Source organism: Bacillus tequilensis KCTC 13622 (genome assembly GCF_000507145.1).
Taxonomy (GTDB): Bacteria; Bacillota; Bacilli; order Bacillales; family Bacillaceae; genus Bacillus; species Bacillus tequilensis.
The window spans coordinates 226,043-252,788 of sequence record NZ_AYTO01000008.1 but is presented as its reverse complement, the minus strand read 5'-3'; the positions used below and the strand labels follow the sequence as shown (position 1 = coordinate 252,788).

Genomic DNA, 26,746 nt, shown 5'->3' with positions numbered 1-26,746 from the left:
AATAAGTTATATTGTATGGTATGACCCTAATATAAACCAATAATTAGAATAACAGTAAACATAACACTATAACACCTTGATGGTTTTACGGAGGAATTAAATTTGAAAATTGAATTGAACAGAAATAGCAGAATATCCCTTGTCCAACAAATATACGAAAATCTATCCGACAGAATACGGTCAGGGATATTAAATGAGGAGGAGTGTCTACCTTCAATTAGGGAAATGTCCAAAAATTTAGAGGTGAGTTTTCTTACAGTTGTGAAAGCTTATGATCTACTTGAACAAAATAACCTTGTCAAAAGAGTACAAGGAAAAGGAACTTTTGTTAAATCGCATTCCATAAAGTGTGAAAAATCAAAAAACATGGGGAGTCCATACAAGTGGCAACTTTCAATACAAGATTATCTTCCAAGAACACATTTTGATACACATTACAATTCGTCAGATCATAGTTTACAATTTTCATTAGCAGCTATTGCTCCCTCTCTCTTGCCAAATAGATATCTAGAAAACGAGATTCATATAATGTTAGAAAAAAATCCTCTTATCTTATCAGAATATGGACCGATTCAGGGAGACTTAGATTTAAGAATAGCTATGAAACGAGTTTTAAAGAAACAAAAAATTAATGTTAGCGAAAAGGATATTTTAGTTACAAACGGTACACAACAGGGAATAGACTTAGTAGCAAGGACATTTATTGGTCCAGGAGATGTAGTTATAGCAGAAGCGCCTACTTATCCAGCAGCATTAGACATATTCCGTTCGCGAGGAGCCTCAATTTTACCCGTTCCAATAGATAAAAATGGAATAAGAACAGACATATTAATTAAACTATGTGAAACAAAAAATCCTAAATTAATATATACAATCCCTAATTTCCACAATCCCACAGGAATAGTTCTTAGTAACGATAGAAGAGAACAACTGTTAACAATTGCTCAAGAATTTCAAATAATAATTATTGAAGATGATCCTTGGAGTGAAATTTATTACAATGAAAAACCACCAAATCCAATTAAAAGTTTGGATACTAAGGGGAATGTTATATATTTAAAAGGATTAAGTAAAACACTAATTCCTGGTTGTAGAATAGGATTACTAACTGCAGATGGGACTATTTTTAATCGTTTGGTATCATCAAAAATGAATGCTGACCTTGGAAGTCCTTTATTAACACAAAAAGCTTTATATCCACTCTTTCAATCTAAAAGAATGGAAGATCATATAAAAAAATTAAGAACTGCATTAAAAATAAGAAGAGATTTAGTAATTAAGTTGTTAAAGAAACATATGCCTGAAGGTGTTGAGTGGATAGAACCAAAAGGAGGATTAAATATTTGGATATCCATTCCTGAAAAGTGGGATACCAAACAGTTATTATTAGAATGTCAAAAGAAAAACCTATCTTTTCTACCAGGTTTTGTATGTTTTTCTGGTGAACCAGAAACAAATCATTTAAGATTAAGCTTTTCATATCTAAACGATAATGTTTTAGAGACAGGAATTATAGAATTATGTAGAATCTTAAAAGAATTTTTATCAGTTACTCCTCCAGAGAATAGTCGACTAATATTATAAAATAGATATTTTAGTAACCTATTATCAAAAAAAGAGTGAATATTAAAAATGTTCACTCAGGCTGTCGAGAAAATCTCGACAGCCTTTATTTTTCCTTAAAATATCCATCTCCTGTAATAAAATAAAAGAAAGACTAAAAAGGACGGTGTCTTTCTCATGTTCCACACAAGAAACTCTTCTCAAAACAGAGCCGAATTTGTTCTGCTTGACCAACTCGTCGAAGAGGATCATCTGCTTCGTAAAATTGATAAACACATAGACTTCTCTTCATCTTGAAAAGGTGAAACCTTATTACAGCGAAAACAAAGGCCGCCCCTCACTCGATCCGCTTGTTTCATTGGCTGTACATGCAGTGAGGCTTAAAAAAGCAGCTATGATGATGAGAGTGCAGACTCTTTTTCGCTTCATCAGAATGGCCACCTTCCTTCACAGATTAAATACCCACTATTTTTATATGATTATATGCATTTAAAGATGTAACGTCAATCCTGTAAAGGAAATGATTTGGGAAAAACACAAAAAAAGACCTGATGGGGTCTTTTTTAAAACAGTCTGACTCTATAAGGATGGTGAAACCGTGTCGCTCCGTTTAATGTAACGGCAAGTGAAAGACTTAAAATCAGCAGGGCAGCTGTGATTACGGGATAATTAATTTGCTGAAAAGGACGGCCGCTGTACCACGTCCTTTATTAAGGATTTCTTCTCTTAAAACTCTTCATGCTCTTAACCGTTTATGGGTACGTCCGGGCGGGTAAGCGAATGATGATCTTCATGTCGTTTTCTTCAGAGATATTTACAAGCAGGCTGTCTAGCGGTGCTGATTTTGGAATAGAGACAGCACCGGGCTAGATATGCCAGCGTAGGATCACTTAGAAATTGTTTTATGATGCTTTTCTGCAATTTGCTCAAGCTGAAGATGCCTTTTCAGGAGCACTTTTCCTAATACACAGCCTCTTCCGTCTCCGCATCGAAAAAGACGATGTGATTCATTTTCACTGCCAGCTGGACCGAATCGCCTGCGGCGATTCGCGTGTTTCCGTCCAGGCGGACCTTGAGGCGCTCGTCCCCGCTTGTGACATGGACAATCAGCTCTGATCCCAGATTTTCATTGACTTCCACCTTCGCTTTACACGCTGAATCAAACAGCTGATCATTTCCCGTTAATTGTGTGATATGCTCCGGCCGGACGCCTGCAATCATCTGTTCTCCGGCGTATCCCTTCTCCTTCAGCCGCTTCGCTTTTCCTTCAGGAATATGAAGCCGGATCGAAGGAGTTGTGAAAAACAGCTCGCCATGCTGCTCTTCAATCATGCCTTTCAAAAAGTTCATTCCGGGTGAGCCAATGAAGCCTGCGACAAACAGATTTGCCGGGTAATGATAAATGTCATGAGGCTTCGCCACCTGCTGGATTTCCCCTTCATTCATCACGACAATCCGATCACCCATTGTCATCGCCTCGGTCTGGTCATGCGTGACATAAATAATGGTGGCCTCTAAACGCTGGTGCAGCTTGCTGATTTCTGTCCGCATCGCCACTCTCAGCTTCGCGTCCAGATTGGAAAGCGGCTCGTCCATTAAAAAGACCTTTGGCTCCCTCACAATCGATCTGCCAAGCGCCACCCTTTGCCGCTGCCCGCCGGAGAGCGCCTTTGGTTTTCTCTTCAGCAAATGCTCAATCTCTAAAATTCGAGCTGCCGCTTGAACCCGCTCGGTGATTTCCTGTTTCGACATCTTTCTGAGCTTTAATCCAAACGCCATATTATCAAAAACCGTCATATGCGGATAAAGCGCATAGTTTTGGAATACCATCGCGATGTCACGTTCTTTCGGGGGGAGATCATTGACTCGCTCCCCATCAATAAGAAGGGTTCCTTCAGAAATGCTTTCCAGTCCCGCCACCATCCGCAGCGTGGTCGATTTTCCGCATCCTGACGGCCCCACCAGCACCAAAAGCTCCTTATCCTTTACATCTAAATCAAAGTCCTTCACCGTTAATTGTGAGTGATATGATTTTTTGACATGTTCAAATGTTAATGAAGCCATCAGAATCCCCCTATCTTTTGATCTGTTATTTCGTCACTGGAAACAACTCGGTCTTTCTGTTATTTTTAGAGTAATCGATTCCCATTTTTGCTATATTTCTAAAATAAAATGTAAATTTGTATTATAACGTCATAATACATTATAATATGAATAATAGGTTAAAAGGAGGCTACCCTTTGTTAAACAACGGAAGTTCTACACCTTTATACATTCAGCTAAAACAAATCATCACTGATGACATCAAAAAGGGCGTGTATTCCCCAACCGCCAAACTGCCTACCGAAAACGAGCTTTGCAGCAAGTATAATGTCAGCCGCATTACCGTCAGAAAAGCCATTCTCGATTTAGTTGAAGAAGGCTATCTGATCAGGCAGCAGGGAAAAGGAACGTTCGTTAAAAGCCCCAAATTAAAACGAGAGCTGATCGCAGTAAACGGCTACTCGGAGTTTATGGAATCAACCGGCAAAAAACCGAAGCATCGTGTGCTGTCTCATGAGATCATTCCGGCGGCAAAACCCATTGCCGAAAAACTGCAAATCAATCCCGAGTGCCCTGTCGTTGAATTAAAACGGATTTTATATAATGATGATCAGCCGCTCACCTTTGAAGTGACACATTATCCGCTGGATTTGTTTCCCGCTATTGATACCTTTATTGCTGACGGCGTGTCTATGCATGATATTTTAAGACAGCAATACCAAGTTGTTCCGACTCACAATACGAAGCTATTAAATGTCGTATATGCCCAGCAGGAGGAAAGCAAATACCTGGATTGCGATATCGGGGACGCACTGTTTGAAATTGATAAAACGGCTTTTACATCAAATGACCAGCCAATCTACTGCTCACTGTTTTTGATGCACACAAACCGTGTCACTTTTACCATCAACAGTCCCTACACATAACAGGTATAAAAAACGAGACACTGCTTATAGTATTCTCGTTTTTTCACTGCTTCCCCCGTCCTCAAAACGAAAAGGATGGCCATAGCCGAAAGCCCCGTACACGCCGCATGTTTTCGCAGCCGTTTCCGCCGCTTGGCGCAAAGCGGACATTATGTCCTGCTTCCCACAAAAGGCAGTCAGAAAACCAGCTATAAAAGAATCTCCCGCTCCAAGTGTGTCTATTATATCAGTTTCCACAATCGGCTGATGATAGATTCGGTCACCCGCAGACAGGATTGCTCCCTCGCCCCCGCGAGTCAGACAAACGAATTTCGCTCCATACCCATGAGCTTTTTCAGCAAGCTCGCCGCACTCCGACTCGTTCAGATCGCTTCCTGAAAAAAACGCATACGTCACATAAGGACAGACCTTCCTCAAATAATCATCCTCCCGATTAGTTGAAAAATCAAAGGAGACCGGGATCAGCCCGCACAACTGCGGAAGATCGTTTTCAAGCCGGCTGTACACACTCGTATGCAGCAGATCATGCCCGCTGATAAAGGCCAGATCTTTCTCCTGAAACACGAGGCGGAGCCGGGACTGAATACCGCCTTTATTTGATCTGACAAAAATACGATCCCCTTGTTCATCAAGGGTGACAATGGCCATCCCGTTTTCTCCGTGCGCTTGGCGGATATACTCAGCATTAACCTGCTCCAATTTCAGTACGTTCAAAAGATGTGCCGCTGCTTCGTCATTGCCGACGATTCCGATATATGAAGCCTCATGCCCGAGCCGCTTGGCGAGCACAGCGACATTCAAGGCATTTCCTCCCGGATAGAACGTTTCTTGGTCCTGATAGTAATCGACAACGTTATCTCCAACCGCTATCAATTTCATTTCGCTTCCTCCTTTATCCTTTTACACTTCCGCTTGCAATCCCGCGGACAAAGTATTTCTGCATCAATAAAAATAGAATAATAATCGGCGCGGCTGAAATCGTTAATCCCGCCAGCAGGACGCCCCAATCTGTCTGCAGCGCGTCTCTGAACTGCATCAGTCCGGCTGGAATGGTCCGCAAATTCTCATCATCTATGAAAATAATCGCAAACATAAACTCATTCCACGTATGGTAAGCCGTCAAAATGCCGGAGGTTACCAGAATCGGCACACTCATTGGTAAGAAAATTCTGAAAAATACTCCGAAACTCGTACACCCATCTAAATAAGCCGCCTCCTCCAATTCTTTGGAAATAGAAAGAAAATAAGAGCGGATCAAAATGATGGTGAATGGAATCCGGTAAGCCGCATACGGCAATATCAACGCCCAATACGTATTGTACAAGCCAAGCGACTGAATAATAGAATAAAGCGGCACAAGACTGACCTGCGGCGTCAGCATCAATCCGCCAAGACAAAGCACCAAAAAGAATCCTTTTCCTTTAAACTCAAACCGGGAAAGTCCATACGCCGCCCATGCACTGATAAAGACAGTGATCACACACGTCAGCGCCGTGACAATGACACTGTTCATAAAATAAGAAGAAATCCCCTGATTCCAGGCGGACACAAAGTTCTCCGGATGCCACGAAGACGGCAGCGACCAGCTGTGCTCAAAAATATCATCTGAGTTTTTAAAAGCGCTCATCACCATCCATAGAAGCGGATAGGCGATCGCAATCAGATAAAGAAACAGAAACAGCCACACAGACGTTTCTCCAATGTACCATTTTCGGATAGGCTTTCTTTTCTCCTCAATGTGCCGGTCAGGCACAGGCTCCAGTCTGAACGAATCTGTCTTCTTCTGAGGCAGCATCTGTTACTCCTCCTTTCCGGTTTTGAAAAACTTCATTTGCATGAGCGACAATGCGAGGGTAATGATTAACACAACGGTAGCAATCGCTGAGGCATAGCCCATCATATCCTTTGTAAAGGCGCTTTTATATAAAAACGTGCTTAAAACTTCTGAAGCGTTGCCCGGCCCGCCGCCTGTCAAGATGTACGGCTCATTAAATACCGTAAATGCGCCGGTCAGCGTCATGACGACCGCAACAAATGATATCTCTTTCGTCTGGGGAACGGTAATGTGAAAAAACTGCTGAATTTTCCCCGCGCCGTCAAGCCGGGCCGCTTCATACAGTTCATCCGGTATTTTTTGAATTGACACAATGTACAGCATCGCAATATAACCGACAGATTGCCATTGGGACACAAAAATAACAGAAAGCATAGCCGTGCTGTCCTCCCCAAGCCAAGCCCTCGTCAGCTGATCAAGACCTACCGCTTGAAGCAGCTGATTCAAAAGCCCCGTCTCAGGGTTGTAAATAAAATCAAACAAAAGCGCGATCACCGTCATAGAGATGACGACCGGCAAAAAGAAAACGATGCGAAAAAACGGCGACCATTTTCTGACCAGCTTATCCTCAAGCACCGCCGCCAAAATCAAACCGCCAAATACCTGGCATACAATGGAGATCACGGCGTAAAGCACATTATTGGAAAGCGCCTGGTAGAAGACAGGATCGTGAAACAGTTCCACATAGTTTTTCAAGCCGATAAACGTTTTTTCGGGAGAAAAAGAGCTCCACTGAAACAAGCTGAGGAAGACATTCTCAAAAATCGGGATATAAACGAAAAGTAAAAAAACGAGAGCGGGCACCAAAAACAAATAGGGGGTTATTTTATTCTGATTGACCAAGGATATCTCATCTCCTTTTTCAAAAGAAAAGGTGCAAGCTTCACCTTTTCTTTGATTTATTCAGCTTGCGCCCTCACTTGCTTCGCTGCTTTTTGAACGGCCTTCATCACCTGCTCCGGTGTCATGTCGCCGCCAAGCATTTGCTGGACGCTCGTCAAGTACGCATCTGCGACTTCAACATCGACATCCATATCAAACCACGGAACCATTGATTTGGCATCAACAATATGCTGAACGGCTTCACGCTGGACGGCTGTAGAGTTTTCTTCAGTTGCCGTTCCTTGCACCGCACTGTATTTTCCGACATCTTTGACGAGCTTTTCACCCATTTTTTTCGACGTCAGAAACTGCAAAAATTCCATCGCTTCCTTTGGATGTTTTGTTTTTGAGGAGATCATGAACCCTTCCGGCGCTCCCGTTAACGCTTCTGAAGATCCTTTTTGCCCGCTGATTTCAGGGAATGGGAACATCCCCAGATTCACCGGTTCAACCAGCTTGATTTCCGCTGTTTCCGCATAGATCATCGCCGACTTTCCGCTCTTAAATTGCTGTCTTACATATTCGTGGTCGACGGAGTTTACATGTTTATTGAAGTAAGGCATCAGCTCCTGAAGCTTTTCAAGTGCTTTTACATAGCCTTCATCGGTAAATTCACCCGTTTTGGCGTTATAGTCCTTTTCCCGGGTTTTTTCATCGACCATCCGCTGATTGAGCGTGCCGATATAGTGCGAGATTGTCCAAGTCGCCTTTGTTCCAAAGCTGATCGGTGTGTAGCCATTTTCTTTCAGCTTCTTTGACACATCGATTAATTCATCCCATGTCTTCGGCGGAGCAAGGTTCAGCTTTTGAAAAATGTCTTTATTATAGAAGAATGATTTAGCGTCCATTTGCCACGGCACGCCATATTGTTTGTTTTCATAAGTAAATGGTGTAATTTGCGATTGAACGAGCTGTGATGACCAATCTGTATCATCTTTGTAGTAGGATGAGAGATCAAGTGCTTTATTCCCTCTGATGAATTTAAAAGCAAACTCGTCGCTCCAAGAGAAGTAAATGTCTGGAGGGCTGGTGGTTCCCAGCATAACCTTAATTTTGTCTTTATAGGAATCATTCAAAACGGCTTCAATTTGAATGTCGATATCCGGATGCTCTTTTTCAAATTCCTTCACAACCGCTTCAAAATAACTTTTTTCCGGCTCCTTCGGCCATCTGTGGAACAATTTCAATGTCACCTTTCCATCCGCTGAACTGCTCTGGCTCGAACAGCCCGCAATGGTGAGCATACTGACAGCTGCAATGATCAAAAACAACAACATTTTCTTCAAAGGGTTGGCCTCCTCTGGACATTAGACTATAATGTTATATAACATTATAGTCTAATGCATAATGGTTCCTCGTTTTCAGATCAATATTCAACTTTCCACATATATCTTCTATGCGATAAAGGATGATTTCTCGCCTCTGCCAGCTCGTCCGCATAGCGTCTCAGCACACGGTTAAGAACGAGCGGGGCAAGGTAGCCTTTAACTGAATCGTCAATTGCAGTGAAATCGTAAGATGCGGCATCAAGCACAGTGAGTTTTTTGCCATACTTTTTCGAGAAGGTAAGCGCCCGCTCTTCAAGAGGTCTTGTTTCGTCTAAGCCGAGCAGGATAATAAACGGCACGGATTCATCAATGATTTCGAACGGTCCGTGAAAATATTCTCCGGCATGAATGGCGTGGGAATGAATCCATTGCATTTCCATGAGAATGCAGATGCTGTAGGAGTAAGCGACACCGTAGTTTGCACCGCTTGCCATTGTGTAAATGATGCTTTCTTTTTCATGAGCTTTTGCAAATTGCTTTGCGTTGTCAGCTTCCTGCTTAAGGGCTTCTTCATACACAGCCTGTAGTTGGTCTAAGCCTTCAATGGCCTGCTCAAATTTCGTGTTGTTTTCTAAAACTTGCAGGATGCCGAAAACGATTTGATACAGTACGCCATAGTTCGTATTGATCGCAAGCGCCTCATCACCCCAATCATACTGGGCAACATATTGCCCTTCCTGTGCTAAAGGAGACTCCGGTTTATACGTCATCGCAATCGTAAGTGCGCCTTTGCCCCTCGCAAACGAAGCAGCTTTAACTGTTTCCGGGGTATTTCCCGAATGCGAGCACAAAATAACAAGCGACTTTTCACCAAGCTGAACAGGGTTGCGCTGGATAAATTCGTTGGCGCTGTAAAGGTCTGAGCTGATTGATTTTGACTCCCTGTCAAACACATATTTACTCGGATACATAATGGCCGAAGACCCTCCGCATGCGACAAAGAATACATGGTCAATGGTTTTCCCTTTCAAATCCTGCAAGAAAGCTTGAACCTCGCGATTTACTTTTGCTGTAGCCTGACTCAAATCCTTCACTCCTTATTTTTATTATATAACGTTATATAACATTATATATTGTTATATTAAGGTCCGCAGCGATGATTGTCAATATTATTTTCAGAAATTTCTAAAATGTAAAACGAGATCGTCTTAATTCCCACACTCTCTTGACCTGCCCCTTAGAGACACGTTTAGAATGAAAAGCAGGGAGTGATACAGAATGAATATAAAAGAAGCTGCCCGGCAGACGGGTCTCACGAAAAAAGCCATCAAATATTATGAGCAGGAAGGTTTAATTACTGTCAGCAAAAACCCTGATAACGGATACCGTGAGTATTCCGCAAAGGACGTAAATACACTGAAAATGATTGCCGCCCTCCGAATGCTGGCACTATCCGTAAGCGATATTAAAGCGTTCCTCTTAGAGGGCAGCAGCCTGCATGAGATACTGCAGCAGCAGCATCAAAAGCTCAGCCGGCAGATTGAAGGGCTTGAGCAGGAACGGAAACTCACCGAACTGCTGCTCAAACGCGTGGAGGGTGCAGAAAATGTCGATTCCATTTTACATGACATCGGCGAAGTCCAAATAGACGAACCGAAGTATATGGGGCTTCAGCTGAAAAAACTGTTCCCGGGAGATTTCGGAAAATTTATCGCCGCGCTGTTTGAACCGTTCCTCGACTTTTCTATTGATACAGATGAGAAAAAAACGACATGGGCGGAGCTTATTAAAGTATTGGATGATATGGAAGAAGTGCCGGCCGCACACCCGATTATGCAGCTGGTCGGCAGGGAGGATCCTGCTCAGCTCCAGCAGCACAAAGCCCAGCATGACCAATTCATCGAGCGGATGTTGGAGAGAGACCCCGCTACTTGGGACACTCATAAAAACACAATCATTCAGCTCGTAAAAAGAGTGCAGACAGATGAAGAATACAGAGAAAACCTGATCAAGGTCGGGGAATCCGCTTCTGATCTGCCGGCGCTTAAGGCGGGTTCGCCTTTCAGCAATCTCCTTCAAAAGCTCAGTCCGACATATGACAAATACGTGCGACTTCAGCTTGAACTGAAAAAAGAAGCCGACAAGGAGCTCGGCTTTGATTCAGAGGCATATTTAAAAGAGATGCTGCAAATAAAAAAACGCTAAGGCCGATTTCATTAGCGTTTCTTCCTTCAGCTTCAGTGCTGCGCATTAATGCGGTCCACGACATTAGCGATGAGCTGCTCTTTGCCTAAATCAAAATCTTCTTCGGCGGCTGCCGCGTTTACACATACTCATAAGCGACAGCATTAGAAAAACACTGAAAAATAAACTTTTTTACACTAAAATACTATTATATGTAAAAAAGGAGTGTTCATATGTTTTTGATGAATGATAAGGTGCTGTGGGGAGCGGTGGCTCTCGCCTTTATTCTGTCGATTGTGTTTTATCCGTTGCTTCCTGCTGATATGGCCATTCACTATGACGTGTCGAACCGTCCGAATACAGCTATCAATAAAACGGCCGGCGTTCTGATTTTTCCCGTGCTTATGGTTGTCTGTATGTTATTCAGAAAACGGGTCGTCCAGTTATTCCTCGTTGTATACTTTCTGCTGATCGTACACATCGCGGTGCTGTGGCTGGCACTGTAACAACAATAAAACCGGAGCCTTGAGGGCTCCGGTTTTCCTTATTTATAAAATACTTTCTCAATGTTGTATTTCGACTGAAGGGTATTGATCGCATACGTTTCGTAAATCTCTCTTTCCATTGGATCATCAACGACACATACTTCAATTTTATATACTTCGTCTCTATGATGCTTGATCGGTGAGACATTGTCTTCAAAATGCTTCTTAATTCTCTGTCTTAGCTTTCTCGCTTTCCCAACAAACAGCAGCTCGTCATGAATGTTGTAAAACATAAAAATGCCGCCTTTATCCCTTGGGATCTGGTGAAAGTCGATGAAGCCGTAAATCGCCTTTATTTTCGGCTCGTTCTCATTTGCTGACTGCTGTCGTTCGGTGATGGTGACATTCGGTGCGGGTATATCAATTTTTATCAAAATAAGTTCACGTCCTCTTTTTCATTAAGATTAATGCTAACACAGACAGAAAAGAAAAGCTAGAACAGCTTTATACTATTTGTTTGTTATGCTTTTACTTATTATGCAAGCGCTCCGGCTGGATCATACGGGCTAAGGTCGATTTCAGTCTGCTTTCCGAGAACGAGCTTTGCGAGCTCTGAACCCAGGAACGGCCCCATCGTTAATCCCGAGGCGCCTAAACCATTAGCGGCAAAAAGGCCTCCAACGCCTGGTACAGCCCCTGCAACCGGCAGAAACCCCGGTGTAAATGGCCTAAAGCCCACTCTTGCTTCAATCACAGCACTGTCTGCAAGCCCCGGTGCTGCGGTTAGCGCTTTGCTCAATACCTCGTGCTGCCCTCCGGCCGTCACACGCAAATCATCAAGATCGGCATCGTTTTCGTGTGTGGCGCCGGCTACAATCCTGCCGTTATCAAATGAAAGAATGTACTGATCGTTTGGCGGAATCACAACCGGCCATGATCCTGTGTCCGCATCCGTCCTTTCAAAATGCATAATCTGCGCCTTCTGAAAGGACACTTGAAAGTGAATGCCAAGAGGCTTCATGATCTCATTGGCCCATGCCCCCGCAGTCACAATCACCGCGTCCGCCGCAAACCGCTGTGTGTCTGTTTGCACACCGGTAACCGTTCCATTTTCAAAAAGCAAGGACGCGTTTCCTTTGATGATCTCTGCGCCTCGTTTCTTAGCAGCGCTTAAAAGCGACCGGCACAGCGCTCTTCCGTTCACCCGGGCGGCACCGCTGATATGAACCGATTCATAGCCATCAGCTAAAATCGGAAACAGCTTTTTCGTTTCACTCGCGGACAAGCGGGTAATCTCACCGATTTCCGGCGCGTCCTCCCGCCTCTTATACGCCCGCTCCTCCATCTTATCGAGCTTCACCGCATCCGTATGAATGCTGATCGCACCGACACGCTTGTATCCCGTATCTGTTTCGCCGTCCTCTTCCAATTGATGGATTAAATCCGTATAGTACCGTGCTCCTCCCTTAGCAAGCTGATACCAATCCTGATTGCGGCGCTGCGACAGCCAAGGACAGACGATTCCGGCCGCCGCATCGGTCGCTTGTCCAGGTTCCTTCCGGTCGATCACCGTGACCCTGGCACCCCGTTTGACAAGATGGTAAGCAGTCGACGCGCCGAGAATCCCTGCGCCGACGATGATGTACGATTTCATATAAAAACACCTTTTCTATTATAATGTCTATTCATTTTACCAAATCGAGTGCTTTACTTCGACCCATTGCCTCAATATGAAAAAAACGCGAAGTTCGTCCAATCTCTTTACTCTCCTATCGAATATTCTGTCACTATCAATAGAGAAAGGATGATACCATGAGCGAAAATAATCATGAAAATGAAGAAAACAGACGCGATGCGGCAGGCGCAAGAGTCCAAAACAGCGGCAATTCAAGTGTCGTCGTCAACGTGAACACAGATCAGGATCAGGCACAGACTCAGACTCAGACACAAGACGGGGAAGAGTAATGAACGAAAACATCATTCCTATCAACAGACACACTCAAGAGATACCCGCTACTGAATCCGTGATCAAAAACAGCGGCAACTCAGAGGTCCATATCGACATCCACATTGATACAATGCCAATCGCCTTTGCCATTTTGTGCTCTGCCTTAGCCGCAAAGCAGATGACAAAAGAGGAATTTGACACGGCTTATACGCGATTACGAGAGATGAACAATGGGTATCACAATGGCACATCTGTAAAGCAAGTCATCAATCCGGAGAATGAAGAGTAAAAACCGCGCGCCCCTCGGCCTGCGGTTTTTCTTCTGCATACAAAAAGGACGCAACTGAAAACCAGTCACGTCCTTTTTTATGAAAAATTAACCGATTGAACCTTAATTAATCGTAAATAATACAGTTATAATTTTTGATTATAACTCACCAATAAATCGTTTAGAAATATGGTTATTTCATGCATTGATTACTCCTGTACAATTTGAATAAGGCGGCTACCGCATGTATCGTCGAAGACAGCTATTGTGACTTGGCCCAAATAACCCAGCCCATCCTAAAAAAGATAAGTCCTGAGAATACTAGTTAATAGTTGTAAAAATTCGAACATGCAAAGTATCAGTTACTTATTTAATCTCCAATATTTCCTTCATATACTTTTTAAACGCTTCATTCTTCCAGAATCCCAGACGAATCCCGTCAATTCCTCTAGTCATCAAAATATAGTAAATGTTCAACACAAATAAGGTAAACTCTTGTGCATTTTTAGGGCTTTCATCGTCTTTTGAGAACTTGCCGTTTGCATTATGAAAATTCTCTGGATTGCCGAATAACCGACCCTTTGCGTCGACTTGCAGATCATTGCCGATTAAAACACCGACTTTATTCAAATCGATTCCCTGAACTGCGAAGACAGAGCCAATCTGATCTTCGGCATCGGCATCCTCTGAAAAAACCCAATTTTCTTGAGTAGAATTCCATCTTCGTTTGATATTCCCTTCATGCCAATGAGTGATTGACTGGTCTTTGCCATCAGCCTGCTTCCAAGGTTCAACTAATCCACCTAGCACGCGGTTTATGTGTTCAGGATTGAAATTTCTGTCTTCTTCTACCCAATCAATCAAATTCTTTAAAGGTTCTGTTTCAAAATATCCAAAATAAGCATCTGCATCATTATCATGAAAAACCGCTCTGTTAAAATTCGGGTTAAAATTCGTTTCTTCTTGTTCTAATAGACCTGTATCCTTATACAAAAGATATTTTATGCCATTTACGAAATCCTCTGATGTATAGTTCTTGCCTTTTGGAGCTTGAATTCTAAATTGCGTTGTTAAGTATCTCTTTTCAAAATCTATGGTTGCTTCCTTAAATTGCGAACGTGTCATATTGGCTGGGCGAATAGCTTGCAATACATCATACATTAACACAATTTGACGACCTAATTTTTTTAAGCACTCTAAGTGGTTCTCATCCTGTGCAAATCTTCCTTTATACACACTATTAAAAGATGCCATTTGCTTTGAAAATTTTCTGGAAAGCTTATGAGATTCGTCAACAATTACAATATCATAATTTTCATCGTCATTAATCAACTTTGTCGAAGTAGCAAGTGTCAGGTTACTGTTGTTCATTCCATATACTCTAAAAATTTGCTTTGCCGTTTTAATCCAGTTAGGCTGCAAAACAACTGCTATTCTATGATTAGGTTTATCATTCAACAGCTTAGCGACCAAATGAGTCAGCAGCACGGTTTTGCCAGTACCTGCATCACCATTAATCACAAAGCTTATATCAGGATTTGATTCAATCTCATCAAGAATGTCCATTTGCTGTTCTGTTATTACTTTGATTGGGCTATATTTGACCAGTGCTTCATTGCGCAACTTCTTTAAAGTCGGTGTGCTTACCCATCCATTAGGGTATAGCTCGTTTTCCCAAAAAGGCAAAACAACTTCTGAAGCAACCTTTTCTTGGTCTCGGTAGGCATTGACGCTGATACCCTTATTTCCATTAATAATGTCCTCATTGTCATAATGAACCAGTTGCTTTCTAGAGTTTGAATTCTCCGCCTTAAAGTATGTGATTAGCTGGCTTTCGACATCATATAAAGCTGTACCACCATCTAAATAGACTGAACAAAGAATAATCACTTGGTCGAAATCTGCATTATTAAATCTTTTATCTTCACCATTGTAGTGTTGCTTATTCCGCACAGTAAATTGTTTCGTTTGTCCAATGTAAATCTTTTTCGACTTCGACCCTTTATAGATATAAACGACATTGCCATTTTTAAGGATATTTTGTTCAGGCTGACGAAGTCTATCGATACCATCCAATTCTCCATTTTTCACTTTCAATGTTATACATTTGTACTTAGCCATTGCTTAATCCACCTCATCCAGTTCATTATATTTCTTTTTTTGACCAAAGCTTTTGGGAACTGGATATTTTCGGGCATTTTTATTTAATTTTTCGGCGATGATTTCATCAATATCAAATCCTAGATTATCAGCCATCATATAAGAGTAAATCAGCACATCTGCCAGTTCTTCCTTAAGTCGCTCAGGATTTCCCTTGGTTTCCTCTGGTGTTTTCCATTGAAATAATTCCAATAATTCATTCGCTTCTAAAGAGATGGAAATGGCCAGATCTTTTTCATTATGAAATTGCCGCCAGTTGCGCTCATCTCTAAATTGATTAATCCGCTGCATTGTTTCACTCATAATAATTCCCTTTCATCCCTTCCAGAAAATGTTTCCTTATCTCTTAATTATTGAACCAGATATAGGTTTTTTTCTAGCAATCCTTCCATATTTATGTACATATTTAGTTTATGTTACAAACCTTTCTCCTTCAACTATCCTGCCCCGTTAATTCAATATAAAGAGCAGCTACATTAAATAGCTGTAATAGAACAGAACTACCATAAAGCTTCGGGGGTCGAATATAGGGACTTACCTGCTTTCAGACACACACTGTCTTGGTGCTTAATATCAGGTGCATCCCTTCCCTGCTTTATGTATCGAAAAGATTGGGGCATAAAAACAACAAGTGAAACCATCATGTAATGAAAAAAATCGAACAGGATAAACTTGCAAAATTCGCATCTTACATGTCAAGATAATAAAAGCTTGGCAAAAAGTTGGCATGACAGAAACTTGGCACGTATCAAAAATAAGAAAAACCCTTGATAAACAAGGGTTAATCGTTAGTTATCCTATTGAACCTTCCATTTCGAACTTAATCAAACGGTTCATTTCAACTGCGTATTCCATCGGGAGTTCTTTTGTGAATGGCTCGATGAAGCCCATTACGATCATTTCAGTCGCTTCTTCTTCGGAAATACCGCGGCTCATCAAGTAGAAGAGCTGCTCTTCAGATACTTTAGACACTTTCGCTTCGTGCTCCAATGAAATGTTATCATTTAAGATTTCATTGTAAGGAATGGTGTCTGAAGTTGATTTGTTATCCATAATGAGCGTATCGCACTCGATGTTAGAGCGGGCGCCTTCCGCTTTGCGTCCGAAGTGGACGATTCCGCGGTACGTTACTTTTCCGCCTTGTTTTGAAATCGATTTTGATACGATTGTGGATGATGTGTTTGGTGCAAGGTGAATCATTTTCGCACCCGCATCCTGATGCTGGCCTTTACCCGCAAGAGCGATAGAAAGCGTCATACCGCGCGCGCCTTCGCCTTTTAGGATACAAGCCGGATATTTCATTGTCAGTTTAGAACCGATGTTGCCGTCGATCCATTCCATTGTTGCGTTTTCTTCACAAATCGTACGCTTTGTGACAAGGTTGTAAACGTTGTTTGCCCAGTTTTGGATCGTTGTATAACGGCAATAGCCGCCTTTTTTGACGATGATCTCAACAACCGCACTGTGAAGTGAGTTTGTTGTGTAAACAGGCGCAGTACAGCCTTCCACGTAATGAACGCTTGCTTCTTCGTCAACGATAATCAGCGTACGTTCGAACTGACCCATGTTTTCAGAGTTGATACGGAAGTAAGCTTGAAGCGGTGTTTCAACCTTTACGCCTTTAGGCACGTAGATGAAAGATCCGCCGGACCAAACAGCTGAGTTAAGCGCCGCAAACTTGTTATCAGTCGGCGGGATCACTTTTGCCCAGTGCTCACGGAAAATATCTTCGTTTTCTTTCAGCGCGCTGTCAGTGTCTTTAAAGACGATGCCTTGCGCTTCAAGGTCTTCTTTCATGTTGTGGTATACAACCTCAGATTCGTACTGAGCAGAAACACCCGCGAGGTATTTTTGTTCAGCTTCTGGAATACCGAGCTTGTCGAATGTTTGCTTAATTTCTTCAGGAACTTCATCCCAAGAACGCTCTGAACGCTCAGACGGTTTTACGTAGTACGTAATTTCGTCAAAGTTCAGTGAGTTTAAATCTCCGCCCCATTGAGGCATCGGCATATTGTAGAAATGCTCAAGTGATTTCAAGCGGAAATCAAGCATCCATTGAGGCTCTTCTTTCATGCGAGAAATTTCTTCTACGATTTCTTTTGTCAATCCGCGCTCTGAACGGAAAATGGAAACGTCTTTGTCGTGAAAACCATACTTGTATTCACCAATATCAGGCATTTTTTTAGCCATCCATTTTCACTCCAATCCTTTTAATTGCCGCCTTCTTCTTTTGCGACTCCTTTTTCAAGTGCTTTCCATGACAGGGTTGCACATTTGATACGGGCTGGGAATTTTGAAACGCCTTGAAGGGCTTCAATATCCCCGAGATCTATAGAATCATCATAATCTTTCCCTTGCATCATATCCGAGAAAATCTTAGACATGGATAGGGCTGTTTCGATATCTTTCCCTTTAATCGCCTGAGTCATCATCGAAGCGGATGCCATTGAAATGGAACAGCCTTCTCCTTCAAATTTCGCATCTTCCACGATGTCTTCGTCAAGCTTCATTGTCAGTCTGATGCGGTCGCCGCATGTCGGATTGTTCATATCCACGACGATGCTGTCATTCAAAACCCCTTTGTTGCGCGGGTTTTTGTAATGATCCATAATCACCTGTCTGTACAATGTATCTAAATTTGCATTAAAAGACATTTGTAAAATACTCCTTTGTCTTTTGAAGAGCTTCCACAAGCTTATCAATCTCTTCCTCTGTATTATACAGATAAAAGCTTGCTCTCGCAGTAGCAGTTACATCCAGCCATTTCATCAGCGGCTGCGCGCAATGATGGCCGGCTCTGACTGCGATTCCTTCCGCATCAAGTACGGTTGCCACATCGTGAGGATGAACATCATCAAGGTTAAATGTGACAAGCCCGGCACGCTCTTCAGGGCCGTAAATTGTTACGCCGTCAAGCTGGCGGAAGCGCTCAAGCGCATAAGCTGCAAGCTTGTGCTCGTGGCGGGAAATCTCATCAAGACCGATTTCTTCGAGAAAATCAATGGCGGCACCGAGACCGATTGCTCCTGCAATAATCGGCGTACCCGCTTCGAATTTCCACGGAAGCTCTTTCCAAGTTGATTCATAAAGCCCGACAAAGTCGATCATTTCACCGCCGAATTCGGCAGGCTCCATGTTTTCCAGCAGGGCTTTCTTTCCGTACAGCACACCAACGCCGGTGGGCCCGCACATTTTATGGGAAGAAAGCGCGAAGAAGTCGCAATCGAGATCCTGCACGTCAATTTTCATGTGAGGCGTGCTTTGCGCACCGTCCACCACAATAACAGCCCCGTTGTCATGAGCGATTTTTGCCATGTCTTTAATCGGGTTGATCGTGCCGAGGACGTTAGATACATGGGACACGGCAACAATTTTTGTGTTGCTTGTGACCGTTTCTCTGACGTCGTCTAAAGAAATCGTTCCGTCTTTCTGCAGCGGAATATATTTTAATGTGGCGCCAGTCGCTTTGACAGCCTGCTGCCACGGAATGATATTCGCATGATGCTCCATGTAGGTGATGACCACTTCATCACCCGGTTTCAGGTTGGCGCGCGCATAGCTTAACGCCACCATATTCAGTGATGTGGTCGTGCCTTTTGTGAAAATAATCTCAGCCATTGACTTCGCGTTAATAAACTTGCGGACTTTTTCACGCGCTCCTTCATAACCGTCTGTCGCTCTGGTTCCAAGTGTATGGACGCCCCGGTGAACATTGGAATTGTATTGGTTATAATACTTATCCAGTGTTTCAATGACAGCGCGCGGCTTCTGGGAAGTCGCCGCGCTGTCGAGATAAACGAGATCATGTCCGTTCACTTGCTGATGAAGGATCGGGAACTGTTCACGAATATCTGTGATATTCATTACTTCACTTTCCTTTCGATAACAGAAACCAATTGTTTCTTAACGCCTTCAATCGGAAGTTCATTTACTACCGGCGCCAGGAATCCGTAGATGACTAAGCGTTCTGCTTCTTCTTTCGCAATTCCGCGGCTCATCAGGTAGTAAAGCTGAATAGGGTCCACACGGCCGACAGATGCCGCATGTCCTGCAGTTACATCGTCTTCGTCAATTAAAAGAATAGGGTTTGCGTCTCCGCGTGCTTTTTCACTAAGCATCAGCACACGTGATTCTTGCTCCGCATTCGCTTTAGAAGCGCCATGTTCGATTTTGCCGATTCCGTTAAAGATAGAAGAAGCGGCATCTTTCATCACACCGTGCTTCAAGATATAGCCTTCTGAAGCTTTACCGAAATGGATGATTTGTGTTGTGAAGTTTTCTGTTTGCTCTCCTCTTCCGACAACAACCGTTTTCGTATCGCCGTATGTGCCGTCACCGTAAAGGTTTGTTGTGTTTTCGGAAATCGTGTCGCCGTCGTTCATCAGGCCGAGAGCCCACTCGATTTTGCTGTCGCGTCCGCGCGCAGCGCCGCGGCGGTTCACATACGTTGTCACACCGCTTGACAGATTATCAACTGCACCGTATGTCACGCTGGCATTATCACCTGTGATGACCTCACTGATAATATTGAAGACAGCGTCTTTCGGGTTTACAGTGCTGATGTAGTTTTCTACATATGTGACAGAGCTGTGGTCTTCAGCCACAATCAGCACGTGGTTGAACAGAGCTGTATCATTGCTTTCGTGGACATAAACAGCTTGAACCGGTGTCTCCACCTGAACATTTTTCGGAACATAAAGGAATGCTCCACCGTTAACAAGAGCCGCGTGAAGTGCAGTTAATTTATGCTCATCAACCTTCACGCCGTCCTTCATAAAGTATTTCTCCACCAAGTCGCTGTGCTCGCGTGCGGCAGTCAAAATATCAGTGAAGATAACACCCTTGTCTTTCAATTCTTGAGAAAGAGAAAGATAAGCCGGCGTCTGATCACGCTGTACGTATAATGTTTTATCTTCGTTTTCCACATCGATCAGCGCTTTTGCTTCATCAGTCAAATCTTCTAATGAAGAAAGCGGTTCGTTATCAACTGTATGCTTCGCGAAATTCGTGAAGTTCCAATTTGTGATTTTTGTTTTATCAGGCTTCGGCATCGGCAAATCCTCAGCTTGTTCAAGAGCCTGTAAGCGCAGGTTTTTCAGCCAGGCAGGTTCTTGATGCTTTTCGGAAAAGCTTTTGAGATACTCCTGATCTACGGATAGTTTTGTATCTAGTGTCATATTAATCCCCCTAACGCTTACGCTTCTTGGCCTACAGTTTCGTCTTCAATGCCAAGTTCTTGTTTGATCCAGTCATAACCTTCTGCTTCTAGACGCTGTGCAAGCTCTGCACCGCCGGATTTGACAACGCGGCCTTGCATCATCACGTGGACAACGTCCGGAGTGATGTAGTTCAACAGGCGCTGATAGTGAGTGATCATCAGGCAGCCGAAGTTTTCGCTGCGCATTTTGTTGATCCCTTTAGATACAACTTTCAGAGCGTCAATATCAAGACCTGAGTCGATTTCATCAAGGATGGCGATTTTAGGTTCAATCATCATTAACTGAAGGATTTCGTTGCGTTTTTTCTCCCCGCCTGAGAAGCCTTCGTTAAGATAGCGCTGAGCCATTTCAGGGTCCATTTCAAGGAACTCCATGTTTTCGTCCATTTTGCGGATGAATTTCATAAGAGAAATTTCATCGCCTTCTTCTCTGCGCGCGTTGATTGCTGAACGAAGGAAGTCGGCATTTGTCACACCGCTGATTTCACTTGGGTACTGCATCGCAAGGAATAAGCCCGCCTGCGCACGCTCGTCCACTTCCATCTCCAGTACGTCTTTACCGTCAAGCGTGATGCTGCCTTTTGTTACTTCATATTTAGGATGCCCCATAATAGCAGCTGACAGAGTGGATTTACCAGTCCCGTTCGGTCCCATTACCGCGTGGAACTCTCCGCCTTTTATTTCAAGGTTTACACCCTTTAAGATCTCTTTCCCTTCGATTTCAACGTGAAGATCTTTGATCGTTAATGTTGAAGCAGCCATATCTATACCTCCAAAATATATAATCATTATTCTCAAATTATTCTCATTCTAATTTTATAACAAATGAAAAGTAAATACAACTTTTTATCGTGCCTTGCACATTCCTCAAGTTTAACAAAGATCGGCACTTTATTAAAGCGATTGAAAAAGAAAAAGAGTGGATTCCCACCCTTTTTTAAAAGATTGATTTTCTCAATAAGCACCCGCAGAAATCCGCTTGCTTTTTTCATAATCAAGCTCTCTCTGCCGCTCTACTTTCAGTCTTGTTTCCAGCCGGCGTCCGTACTCCTCGTATCCAATTCCGTGAGACAGCTGCATCGCTTTTTCCATTTCTGACGTATAATCGAGGTTCAGTCTGTCCTGGCTGCTGCAAATAATGAATCAATCCTTTCACATATTTGCTTCTATTGTATCAGCGCTGCGATGGAGGCCGCAAAAAGGATATGGCTTGAAATAACGGCCGTTGGAACGAAAGCACCCTTTTAGATCAAATGAGAATGGTTTTTCGGAAAATTCCTTCTCTTAATGCGTAGTGTTTCCGAATTCCTCTATGCACTGCTGAACAACTGTCACACCTTGGCTGAGTGCCGCGCCGCCTCCAAATGCCGCTGCCACACTGACCGCTTCGAGAATGTTTTCTTCTGTTGCTCCCTCATCAAGACAGCCCTTCGTATGATAGATCATGCAATATTCATCTTGGGCATTGATGGCGATTCCGAGTGCAATCAGCTGCTTTTCTCTTTCAGTCAGAGAATTGCCGGCAAAGCATTGTTCAGTAAATTCGTTATACTTTCTTCCCATCAGAGGCATCTTTTGTTCAAATGTGCCTAAACCTAATTTATACTGTTTTAGCGCGTCCTGCATGCTTCCTCTGTCTTGATTCAAAGAGATTCCCTCCATCTGTTTAACATTCCTTTTTATTATGAACAGCTTTTAGGAAAATACCCGAAAAAAACCCCGGATTTCTCATCCGGGGTTTCAACGTGTCAGCAAACCCTCGCATTCGTTGTCAGACCTGCGCGTTGGTGCTCACGAATTAAAACATTCGCTCCGCTCCAATGCTCGGCCTTCCTAGACTTCAAGGGTTTTCATTCACGCTGAAAAGATAACAAAGCCCTAAAACTTAGTTTTAGGGCTTTGTCAATAATCGAACCCCGGATTTCTCATCCGGGGTTTCAAGCTTATTCAGATACAGGAAGCACAGCTCCGTCGTATTTTTTCTCGATGAAGTCTTTGATCTTTTTAGAGTGAAGAACTTCCATCAGCGCTTTGATTTTAGCAGAGTCTTCGTCGCCTTTTCTAACGGCGACGATGTTAGCGTATGGGTTGTTTTTCGTTGATTCTACTTCAATCGCGTCTTTTTTAGGATTTAATTTATTTTGGATCGCATAGTTCACATTAATGAAGGCCGCGTCTCCTTCTTTGTTTTCATATGCTTTTGCCGTTAATTCAGGCGCTACTTTTTTGAATTCAAGATTTTTCGGGTTTTTCTTAATGTCTTTCAATGTTGCGTCAACTGTTTCCACTTTAGAATCAAGCGTGATTAATCCTGCGTTTTCAAGCATTGCAAGCATCCGGCCTTGTTCAGCGACGTTGTTTGTCAGGATAATTGTCGCTCCGTTTGGAAGATCTTTTAGCGATTTGTATGTTTTAGAGTAAATACCAAATGGCTCTAGGTGAACAGCGCCGGCATTCACAAGTTTGTAATCTGTGTTTTCTTTCATTTCTTGCTCAAGGTAAGGAATGTGCTGGAAGTAGTTCGCATCCACTTCTTTATCAGCTAAAGCTTTGTTGTACATCTTGTAATCACTAAGCACTTTCACTTTCAGCGTGTAGCCTTTTTCTTTCAACAATGGTTCAGCTTCTTTTAAAATTTCCGCATGCGGTGTTTTTGTCGCCGCAACGACAATGTCTTTCTTGCCGGATTCAGCGCCGTTATTCGAACCGCAGGCAGCCAGAACTCCTGCAAATACAAGCAGTAATGCACCTAAAAATAGCTTTTTCAATGTAAATCCTCCCTTATCGTTTATCTATAATATTTGTTATTACATCACCGATGATTTGAATAATAAACACGATGATTAAAATAAACACAGTAGCAACGAAGGTCACATCAGCATTATTAGACTGATATCCTTCTACATACGCAAGGTTTCCAAGGCCGCCTGAACCGATGGCTCCGGCAATAGCCGTTGAGCCGATCAAAGCGATGGCCGTAACCGTGATGCCTGAAATAAGAGCCGGCATAGACTCCGGAAGCAGCACTTTGAAAATAATCGTAGACGTTTTAGCGCCCATTGATTTAGCGGCTTCAATCACACCTTTGTCAACCTCGCGCAATGCGATTTCAGCAAGGCGCGCGTAAAATGGTGCCGAGCCGATCACCAGCGCCGGCAATGCGGCGTTTGGCCCTAAGATCGTGCCCACTAAAAATTTCGTAAAACCTAATAATAAAATAATTAAAATGAGGAATGGAATCGATCTGAATATATTGACAATGGCTGCAATTACAGAGTTGACAGCTTTATTCTGCCAGAGGCTCCCTTTGCTTGTCAGGAAAAGCAGCAAGCCGAGGATCACCCCGATGACAAAAGCAAACACCAATGAAATCAGCGTCATATACAGTGTTTCATATGTCGCGTTCCACAATTCAGTTAAATCAACATTCGGGAAATACTTTTCAAACATTCGTGATCACCTCTGCTTTTACCTGTTTGTCATTAATGAACCGGATCACGTTTTGCACTTCTTCCTCGTCTCCGTCAATGTGGATGAATAATGAACCGTAAGCTCCATCCTTCGTCTGCGTGATTTTCCCCTGCAGAATATTGACACTGACATTGAAGTTTCTGATCATTTCTGTAATCAGAGGCTGTTCAGCCGAATCACCGACAAATGTGAGCTGAACCGTTTTTCCTGATGCTGTTTCATCAAGAAGATGCTGAAGCGTTTCTTTCGTTTCTTCCGGCTCTGTCACCTGCTGAACAAATCGTTTTGTCATGTCTTCTTTCGGATTTTTGAAGACGTCGAGAACTTCGCCTTCTTCTACAACCCTTCCGTTTTCCATGACGGCGACTCTGTTGCAGATTTTGCGGATGACATGCATTTCGTGTGTAATCAGCACAATCGTCAAGCCGAGTCTTTCATTAATATCGGACAATAAATCCAAAATTGAATCTGTCGTTTGTGGATCTAACGCTGATGTCGCTTCATCACAAAGGAGAACCTTCGGATTGTTTGCAAGCGCTCGGGCGATGCCGACACGCTGCTTTTGCCCGCCGCTCAGCTGAGACGGATATGTTTTTTCTTTTCCTTCTAAACCTACCAGTTTAATCAGTTCATTGGCACGCTTAATCCGTTCGCTCTTTTTGATCCCGGCAATTTCTAAAGGAAACATGATATTCTCTCTGACGGTCCGCGACCAAAGCAAGTTGAAATGCTGGAAAATCATGCTGATTTCATGGCGTGCTTTTCTTAAACCGCGTCCGTTTACTTCATTAATTTTAGTTCCCGCCACTTCCACGGTTCCTGAGGTTGGTTTCTCAAGGCCGTTCAGCAGACGGATTAAGGAACTTTTACCAGCTCCGCTATATCCTATAATTCCAAAAATCTCACCTTTTTTAATGGAAAGCGAGACATTTTGGACAGCATTGACATCTCCATGTTTCGACTTGTAAACTTTTGAAACATCTTGAAGATTGATCAAAGCAATCACCTGCCTTAACACTATTCTAAGAAATCTTCCGGGTTTTTCTGCAAAAGAAAAGCCTTTCTGCACATGTGAGCAGAAAGGCTTATATAAAACGCCTTTCTCTCATCTTTCAAAGCTGAACGCTTCGTGTGAATTGGCACCATTTCAACAGTGTTGATGGTTGCCGGGCTTCATAGGGCACTTCCCTCCACCTCTCTTGATAAGAGAAATATATAGTCTTTTTCGTCCGGAAATTCTTAATGTAGAATAGCACGGCGAATCAGCAAATGTCAATAAAATAAATGATGTCAACTTTTACTATTATAATAATTTTTTATTTTTCAATTCTTCAAAATCCTCTGAAAAAATCCGTTCGTCAGCCAGAGAATGGCCTCGAGTTTCAGCAGGGCTCTGAATGACCCCTTTACTTTAAGGCTTCCCCTCTGGATCAAGTGCTGGAGGGAAATGTCTCCGTGCAATAAATGAATGATTTCCGCTTGGTTTCCGTAAAAGGTCAGGTTGGACGTTTGAGGCGGAGAAATTTTTTTCATTTCTCCCTGTTCGTTTATTGAGACGGTTAAGGCTTCTGTTTCTCCTTGGAAGGTAATGAGCAATGCTGAAGCATTCAAAAGGGGTTTTAAAAACAGATGCTGGTACTCATCTTCTAAAACTTCCGCTTTCTCCATATGTACAACCTCCTATTTGTTGGTCATACATACACATTTCTCTTTCTGCGCAAGAACCCCTTTATAAAACGAACGACAATTTCATTGGAATACGTCGAGAAATATGTCATAAATGGGATGCGGAAGATGATTTTTGTTTAATCAGCTCATATAAATAAGAAACAGAATGAAACGCGTATCCTCTTTCAACCACTTTTCCGCCTTTAAACAGCAGAAAGCAAGGGACGCTCTCAATTTGATACGCTTTTGCAAATGTCGGAGAATAATTGACATTGTTTTGATAGAAGGCGACATCAGGCAGCATCTCTTTCACCACTGTCAGCATTTTGCTTGCAAGCTGGCAGGTGCCGCAAAACGGAGTATATAAATATAGGAGATACACATCATCTGCGATGTGCTCTAGCTCATGTTCTTGAAGTTCTTTCATGCTATACACCTCGGGACTTTCTTTCAAGAAAAATAGTATGGACATTCAGATTTGCGCGGAGCAGCACAGAAGCGACATGGTGTCTCGGTGCAGCCTCTACTTCCTTATAGGCTCTGTCGATATGCAAATGGCAGGCGTCATTAAATTCTCTTTTCAGCTGTTTTCTTAATTTCTCGCCTGATTCATCAGCATCAACTAATATATAGACGTCTTTATCGTAAAGCTCATCAGCCAATTCCTCAAGCTTCAGCTGGCTGATTGTTCCGTTTGTGCAGATGATGCGCACTGGTTCATTCAGCACACTTTCAACTTTCTCTTTATCTGATTTCCCTTCGACAATCATCACCTTTTCCTGCTCATCCATTTTCATCACCTGCTGCGCCAAATTTGAAACGTTCAGA

The 26,746-nt window shown here is 42.9% G+C and carries 29 protein-coding genes, 1 pseudogene and 1 riboswitch; of the genes and pseudogenes, 7 read left to right on the top strand and 23 right to left on the bottom strand.

The genetic code is table 11. The annotated features are described in order from the left end of the window. The first annotated feature begins 102 nt into the window (after positions 1-102). Both pdxR and V756_RS1000000124280 read left to right on the top strand, forming a co-directional pair. Positions 103-1,584: a MocR-like pyridoxine biosynthesis transcription factor PdxR gene (gene pdxR / locus V756_RS0104525; protein ID WP_024713628.1), complete on the top strand. Its 1,482-nt coding sequence runs from the start codon at positions 103-105 to the stop codon at positions 1,582-1,584. Positions 1,585-1,740: 156 nt separating this feature from the next. Then, positions 1,741-1,918, top strand: a pseudogene (locus tag V756_RS1000000124280) (transposase); the annotation flags it as partial. Between the two features lie 605 nt (positions 1,919-2,523). Here the strand turns inward: V756_RS1000000124280 and V756_RS0104515 are convergent. Then, on the bottom strand, positions 2,524-3,627 hold the full coding sequence (locus V756_RS0104515; protein WP_024713626.1) for an ABC transporter ATP-binding protein: 1,104 nt from the start codon (positions 3,625-3,627) through the stop codon (positions 2,524-2,526). 176 nt (positions 3,628-3,803) lie between these two features. Here V756_RS0104515 and frlR point away from each other — a divergent pair, with 176 nt between their 5' ends. Continuing rightward, a complete protein-coding gene (gene frlR / locus V756_RS0104510) occupies positions 3,804-4,532 on the top strand; it encodes a transcriptional regulator FrlR (RefSeq protein WP_024713625.1) in 729 nt (242 codons plus the stop codon). 24 nt (positions 4,533-4,556) lie between these two features. Here frlR and V756_RS0104505 read toward each other — a convergent pair whose 3' ends face one another. The 5 genes from V756_RS0104505 to frlB form a co-directional block, all read right to left on the bottom strand. Continuing rightward, the gene (locus V756_RS0104505; protein WP_024713624.1) at positions 4,557-5,411 is read right to left on the bottom strand and encodes a fructoselysine 6-kinase; all 855 of its coding nucleotides are present in this window, start codon (positions 5,409-5,411) and stop codon (positions 4,557-4,559) included. 13 nt (positions 5,412-5,424) lie between these two features. Beyond that, positions 5,425-6,327: a carbohydrate ABC transporter permease gene (locus tag V756_RS0104500; RefSeq protein WP_024713623.1), complete on the bottom strand. Its 903-nt coding sequence runs from the start codon at positions 6,325-6,327 to the stop codon at positions 5,425-5,427. A 3-nt stretch (positions 6,328-6,330) separates the two neighbouring features. Next, the gene (locus V756_RS0104495; RefSeq protein WP_024713622.1) at positions 6,331-7,209 is read right to left on the bottom strand and encodes a carbohydrate ABC transporter permease; all 879 of its coding nucleotides are present in this window, start codon (positions 7,207-7,209) and stop codon (positions 6,331-6,333) included. 56 nt (positions 7,210-7,265) lie between these two features. Beyond that, positions 7,266-8,534 (bottom strand): ABC transporter substrate-binding protein, encoded by a 1,269-nt coding sequence (locus V756_RS0104490; RefSeq protein WP_024713621.1) that lies wholly within the window; start codon positions 8,532-8,534, stop codon positions 7,266-7,268. Between the two features lie 80 nt (positions 8,535-8,614). After that, positions 8,615-9,601, bottom strand: a complete 987-nt coding sequence (gene frlB / locus V756_RS0104485) for a fructosamine deglycase FrlB (protein WP_024713620.1) — start codon at positions 9,599-9,601, stop codon at positions 8,615-8,617. A gap of 193 nt (positions 9,602-9,794) precedes the next feature. On the opposite strand from frlB, the gene V756_RS0104480 reads away from it, so the two are divergent. Together V756_RS0104480 and V756_RS0104475 are read left to right on the top strand one after the other, a co-directional pair. Continuing rightward, positions 9,795-10,721 carry a MerR family transcriptional regulator gene (locus V756_RS0104480; protein ID WP_024713619.1) on the top strand — a complete coding sequence of 309 codons (927 nt, stop codon included), beginning with the start codon at positions 9,795-9,797 and terminating at the stop codon, positions 10,719-10,721. Positions 10,722-10,933: 212 nt separating this feature from the next. Further along, positions 10,934-11,206: a DUF1648 domain-containing protein gene (locus V756_RS0104475; RefSeq protein WP_024713618.1), complete on the top strand. Its 273-nt coding sequence runs from the start codon at positions 10,934-10,936 to the stop codon at positions 11,204-11,206. A 38-nt stretch (positions 11,207-11,244) separates the two neighbouring features. Here the strand turns inward: V756_RS0104475 and V756_RS0104470 are convergent, their stop codons facing one another. Together V756_RS0104470 and V756_RS0104465 are read right to left on the bottom strand one after the other, a co-directional pair. Continuing rightward, a complete protein-coding gene (locus tag V756_RS0104470) occupies positions 11,245-11,619 on the bottom strand; it encodes a nucleotide excision repair endonuclease (protein WP_024713617.1) in 375 nt (124 codons plus the stop codon). A 101-nt stretch (positions 11,620-11,720) separates the two neighbouring features. Beyond that, on the bottom strand, positions 11,721-12,839 hold the full coding sequence (locus V756_RS0104465; RefSeq protein ID WP_024713616.1) for an NAD(P)/FAD-dependent oxidoreductase: 1,119 nt from the start codon (positions 12,837-12,839) through the stop codon (positions 11,721-11,723). A 158-nt stretch (positions 12,840-12,997) separates the two neighbouring features. Between V756_RS0104465 and V756_RS0104460 the strand changes: the two genes are divergently transcribed. Both V756_RS0104460 and V756_RS0104455 read left to right on the top strand, forming a co-directional pair. After that, positions 12,998-13,150, top strand: a complete 153-nt coding sequence (locus V756_RS0104460) for a hypothetical protein (RefSeq protein WP_024713615.1) — start codon at positions 12,998-13,000, stop codon at positions 13,148-13,150. Continuing rightward, positions 13,150-13,422, top strand: coding sequence for a hypothetical protein (locus V756_RS0104455; protein WP_024713614.1), 273 nt, complete (start codon positions 13,150-13,152; stop codon positions 13,420-13,422). The genes V756_RS0104460 and V756_RS0104455 overlap by 1 nt, the downstream gene beginning before the upstream one ends. A gap of 345 nt (positions 13,423-13,767) precedes the next feature. Here the strand turns inward: V756_RS0104455 and V756_RS0104450 are convergent, their stop codons facing one another. The 15 genes from V756_RS0104450 to V756_RS0104380 form a co-directional block, all read right to left on the bottom strand. Continuing rightward, positions 13,768-15,522 carry a DUF2075 domain-containing protein gene (locus tag V756_RS0104450; RefSeq protein WP_024713613.1) on the bottom strand — a complete coding sequence of 585 codons (1,755 nt, stop codon included), beginning with the start codon at positions 15,520-15,522 and terminating at the stop codon, positions 13,768-13,770. Between the two features lie 3 nt (positions 15,523-15,525). Beyond that, positions 15,526-15,864, bottom strand: a complete 339-nt coding sequence (locus tag V756_RS0104445) for a nucleotide pyrophosphohydrolase (RefSeq protein WP_024713612.1) — start codon at positions 15,862-15,864, stop codon at positions 15,526-15,528. A 489-nt stretch (positions 15,865-16,353) separates the two neighbouring features. After that, positions 16,354-17,751, bottom strand: a complete 1,398-nt coding sequence (sufB, locus tag V756_RS0104440; RefSeq protein WP_024713611.1) for a Fe-S cluster assembly protein SufB — start codon at positions 17,749-17,751, stop codon at positions 16,354-16,356. Positions 17,752-17,771: 20 nt separating this feature from the next. Then, positions 17,772-18,215 carry a Fe-S cluster assembly sulfur transfer protein SufU gene (gene sufU / locus V756_RS0104435; RefSeq protein WP_024713610.1) on the bottom strand — a complete coding sequence of 148 codons (444 nt, stop codon included), beginning with the start codon at positions 18,213-18,215 and terminating at the stop codon, positions 17,772-17,774. Further along, a complete protein-coding gene (gene sufS / locus V756_RS0104430; protein WP_024713609.1) occupies positions 18,205-19,425 on the bottom strand; it encodes a cysteine desulfurase SufS in 1,221 nt (406 codons plus the stop codon). Before sufS ends, sufU begins: the two co-directional genes overlap by 11 nt. After that, a complete protein-coding gene (gene sufD, locus V756_RS0104425; protein ID WP_024713608.1) occupies positions 19,425-20,738 on the bottom strand; it encodes a Fe-S cluster assembly protein SufD in 1,314 nt (437 codons plus the stop codon). Before sufD ends, sufS begins: the two co-directional genes overlap by 1 nt. Positions 20,739-20,755: 17 nt before the next feature. Then, positions 20,756-21,541, bottom strand: coding sequence for a Fe-S cluster assembly ATPase SufC (gene sufC, locus V756_RS0104420; RefSeq protein WP_003151872.1), 786 nt, complete (start codon positions 21,539-21,541; stop codon positions 20,756-20,758). A gap of 192 nt (positions 21,542-21,733) precedes the next feature. Next, positions 21,734-21,871, bottom strand: a complete 138-nt coding sequence (locus tag V756_RS01000000121840; RefSeq protein WP_032681724.1) for a YuzK family famiily protein — start codon at positions 21,869-21,871, stop codon at positions 21,734-21,736. Positions 21,872-22,063: 192 nt separating this feature from the next. Further along, positions 22,064-22,441 (bottom strand): carboxymuconolactone decarboxylase family protein, encoded by a 378-nt coding sequence (locus tag V756_RS0104410; RefSeq protein ID WP_024713607.1) that lies wholly within the window; start codon positions 22,439-22,441, stop codon positions 22,064-22,066. 281 nt (positions 22,442-22,722) lie between these two features. Next, a complete protein-coding gene (gene metQ / locus V756_RS0104405; protein ID WP_024713606.1) occupies positions 22,723-23,547 on the bottom strand; it encodes a methionine ABC transporter substrate-binding lipoprotein MetQ in 825 nt (274 codons plus the stop codon). A gap of 13 nt (positions 23,548-23,560) precedes the next feature. Further along, positions 23,561-24,229 carry a methionine ABC transporter permease MetP gene (gene metP / locus V756_RS0104400; protein ID WP_024713605.1) on the bottom strand — a complete coding sequence of 223 codons (669 nt, stop codon included), beginning with the start codon at positions 24,227-24,229 and terminating at the stop codon, positions 23,561-23,563. Next, positions 24,222-25,247 (bottom strand): methionine ABC transporter ATP-binding protein MetN, encoded by a 1,026-nt coding sequence (gene metN, locus V756_RS0104395; protein WP_024713604.1) that lies wholly within the window; start codon positions 25,245-25,247, stop codon positions 24,222-24,224. The genes metP and metN overlap by 8 nt, the downstream gene beginning before the upstream one ends. A 105-nt stretch (positions 25,248-25,352) precedes the next feature. Then, positions 25,353-25,459, bottom strand: a riboswitch (SAM riboswitch). Between the two features lie 114 nt (positions 25,460-25,573). Beyond that, on the bottom strand, positions 25,574-25,918 hold the full coding sequence (locus V756_RS0104390) for an SCP2 sterol-binding domain-containing protein (RefSeq protein WP_024713603.1): 345 nt from the start codon (positions 25,916-25,918) through the stop codon (positions 25,574-25,576). Positions 25,919-26,024: 106 nt separating this feature from the next. Continuing rightward, on the bottom strand, positions 26,025-26,345 hold the full coding sequence (locus V756_RS0104385) for a thioredoxin family protein (RefSeq protein ID WP_024713602.1): 321 nt from the start codon (positions 26,343-26,345) through the stop codon (positions 26,025-26,027). A gap of 1 nt (position 26,346) precedes the next feature. After that, the gene (locus V756_RS0104380) at positions 26,347-26,709 is read right to left on the bottom strand and encodes a toprim domain-containing protein (RefSeq protein WP_024713601.1); all 363 of its coding nucleotides are present in this window, start codon (positions 26,707-26,709) and stop codon (positions 26,347-26,349) included. Positions 26,710-26,746 lie beyond the last annotated feature (37 nt).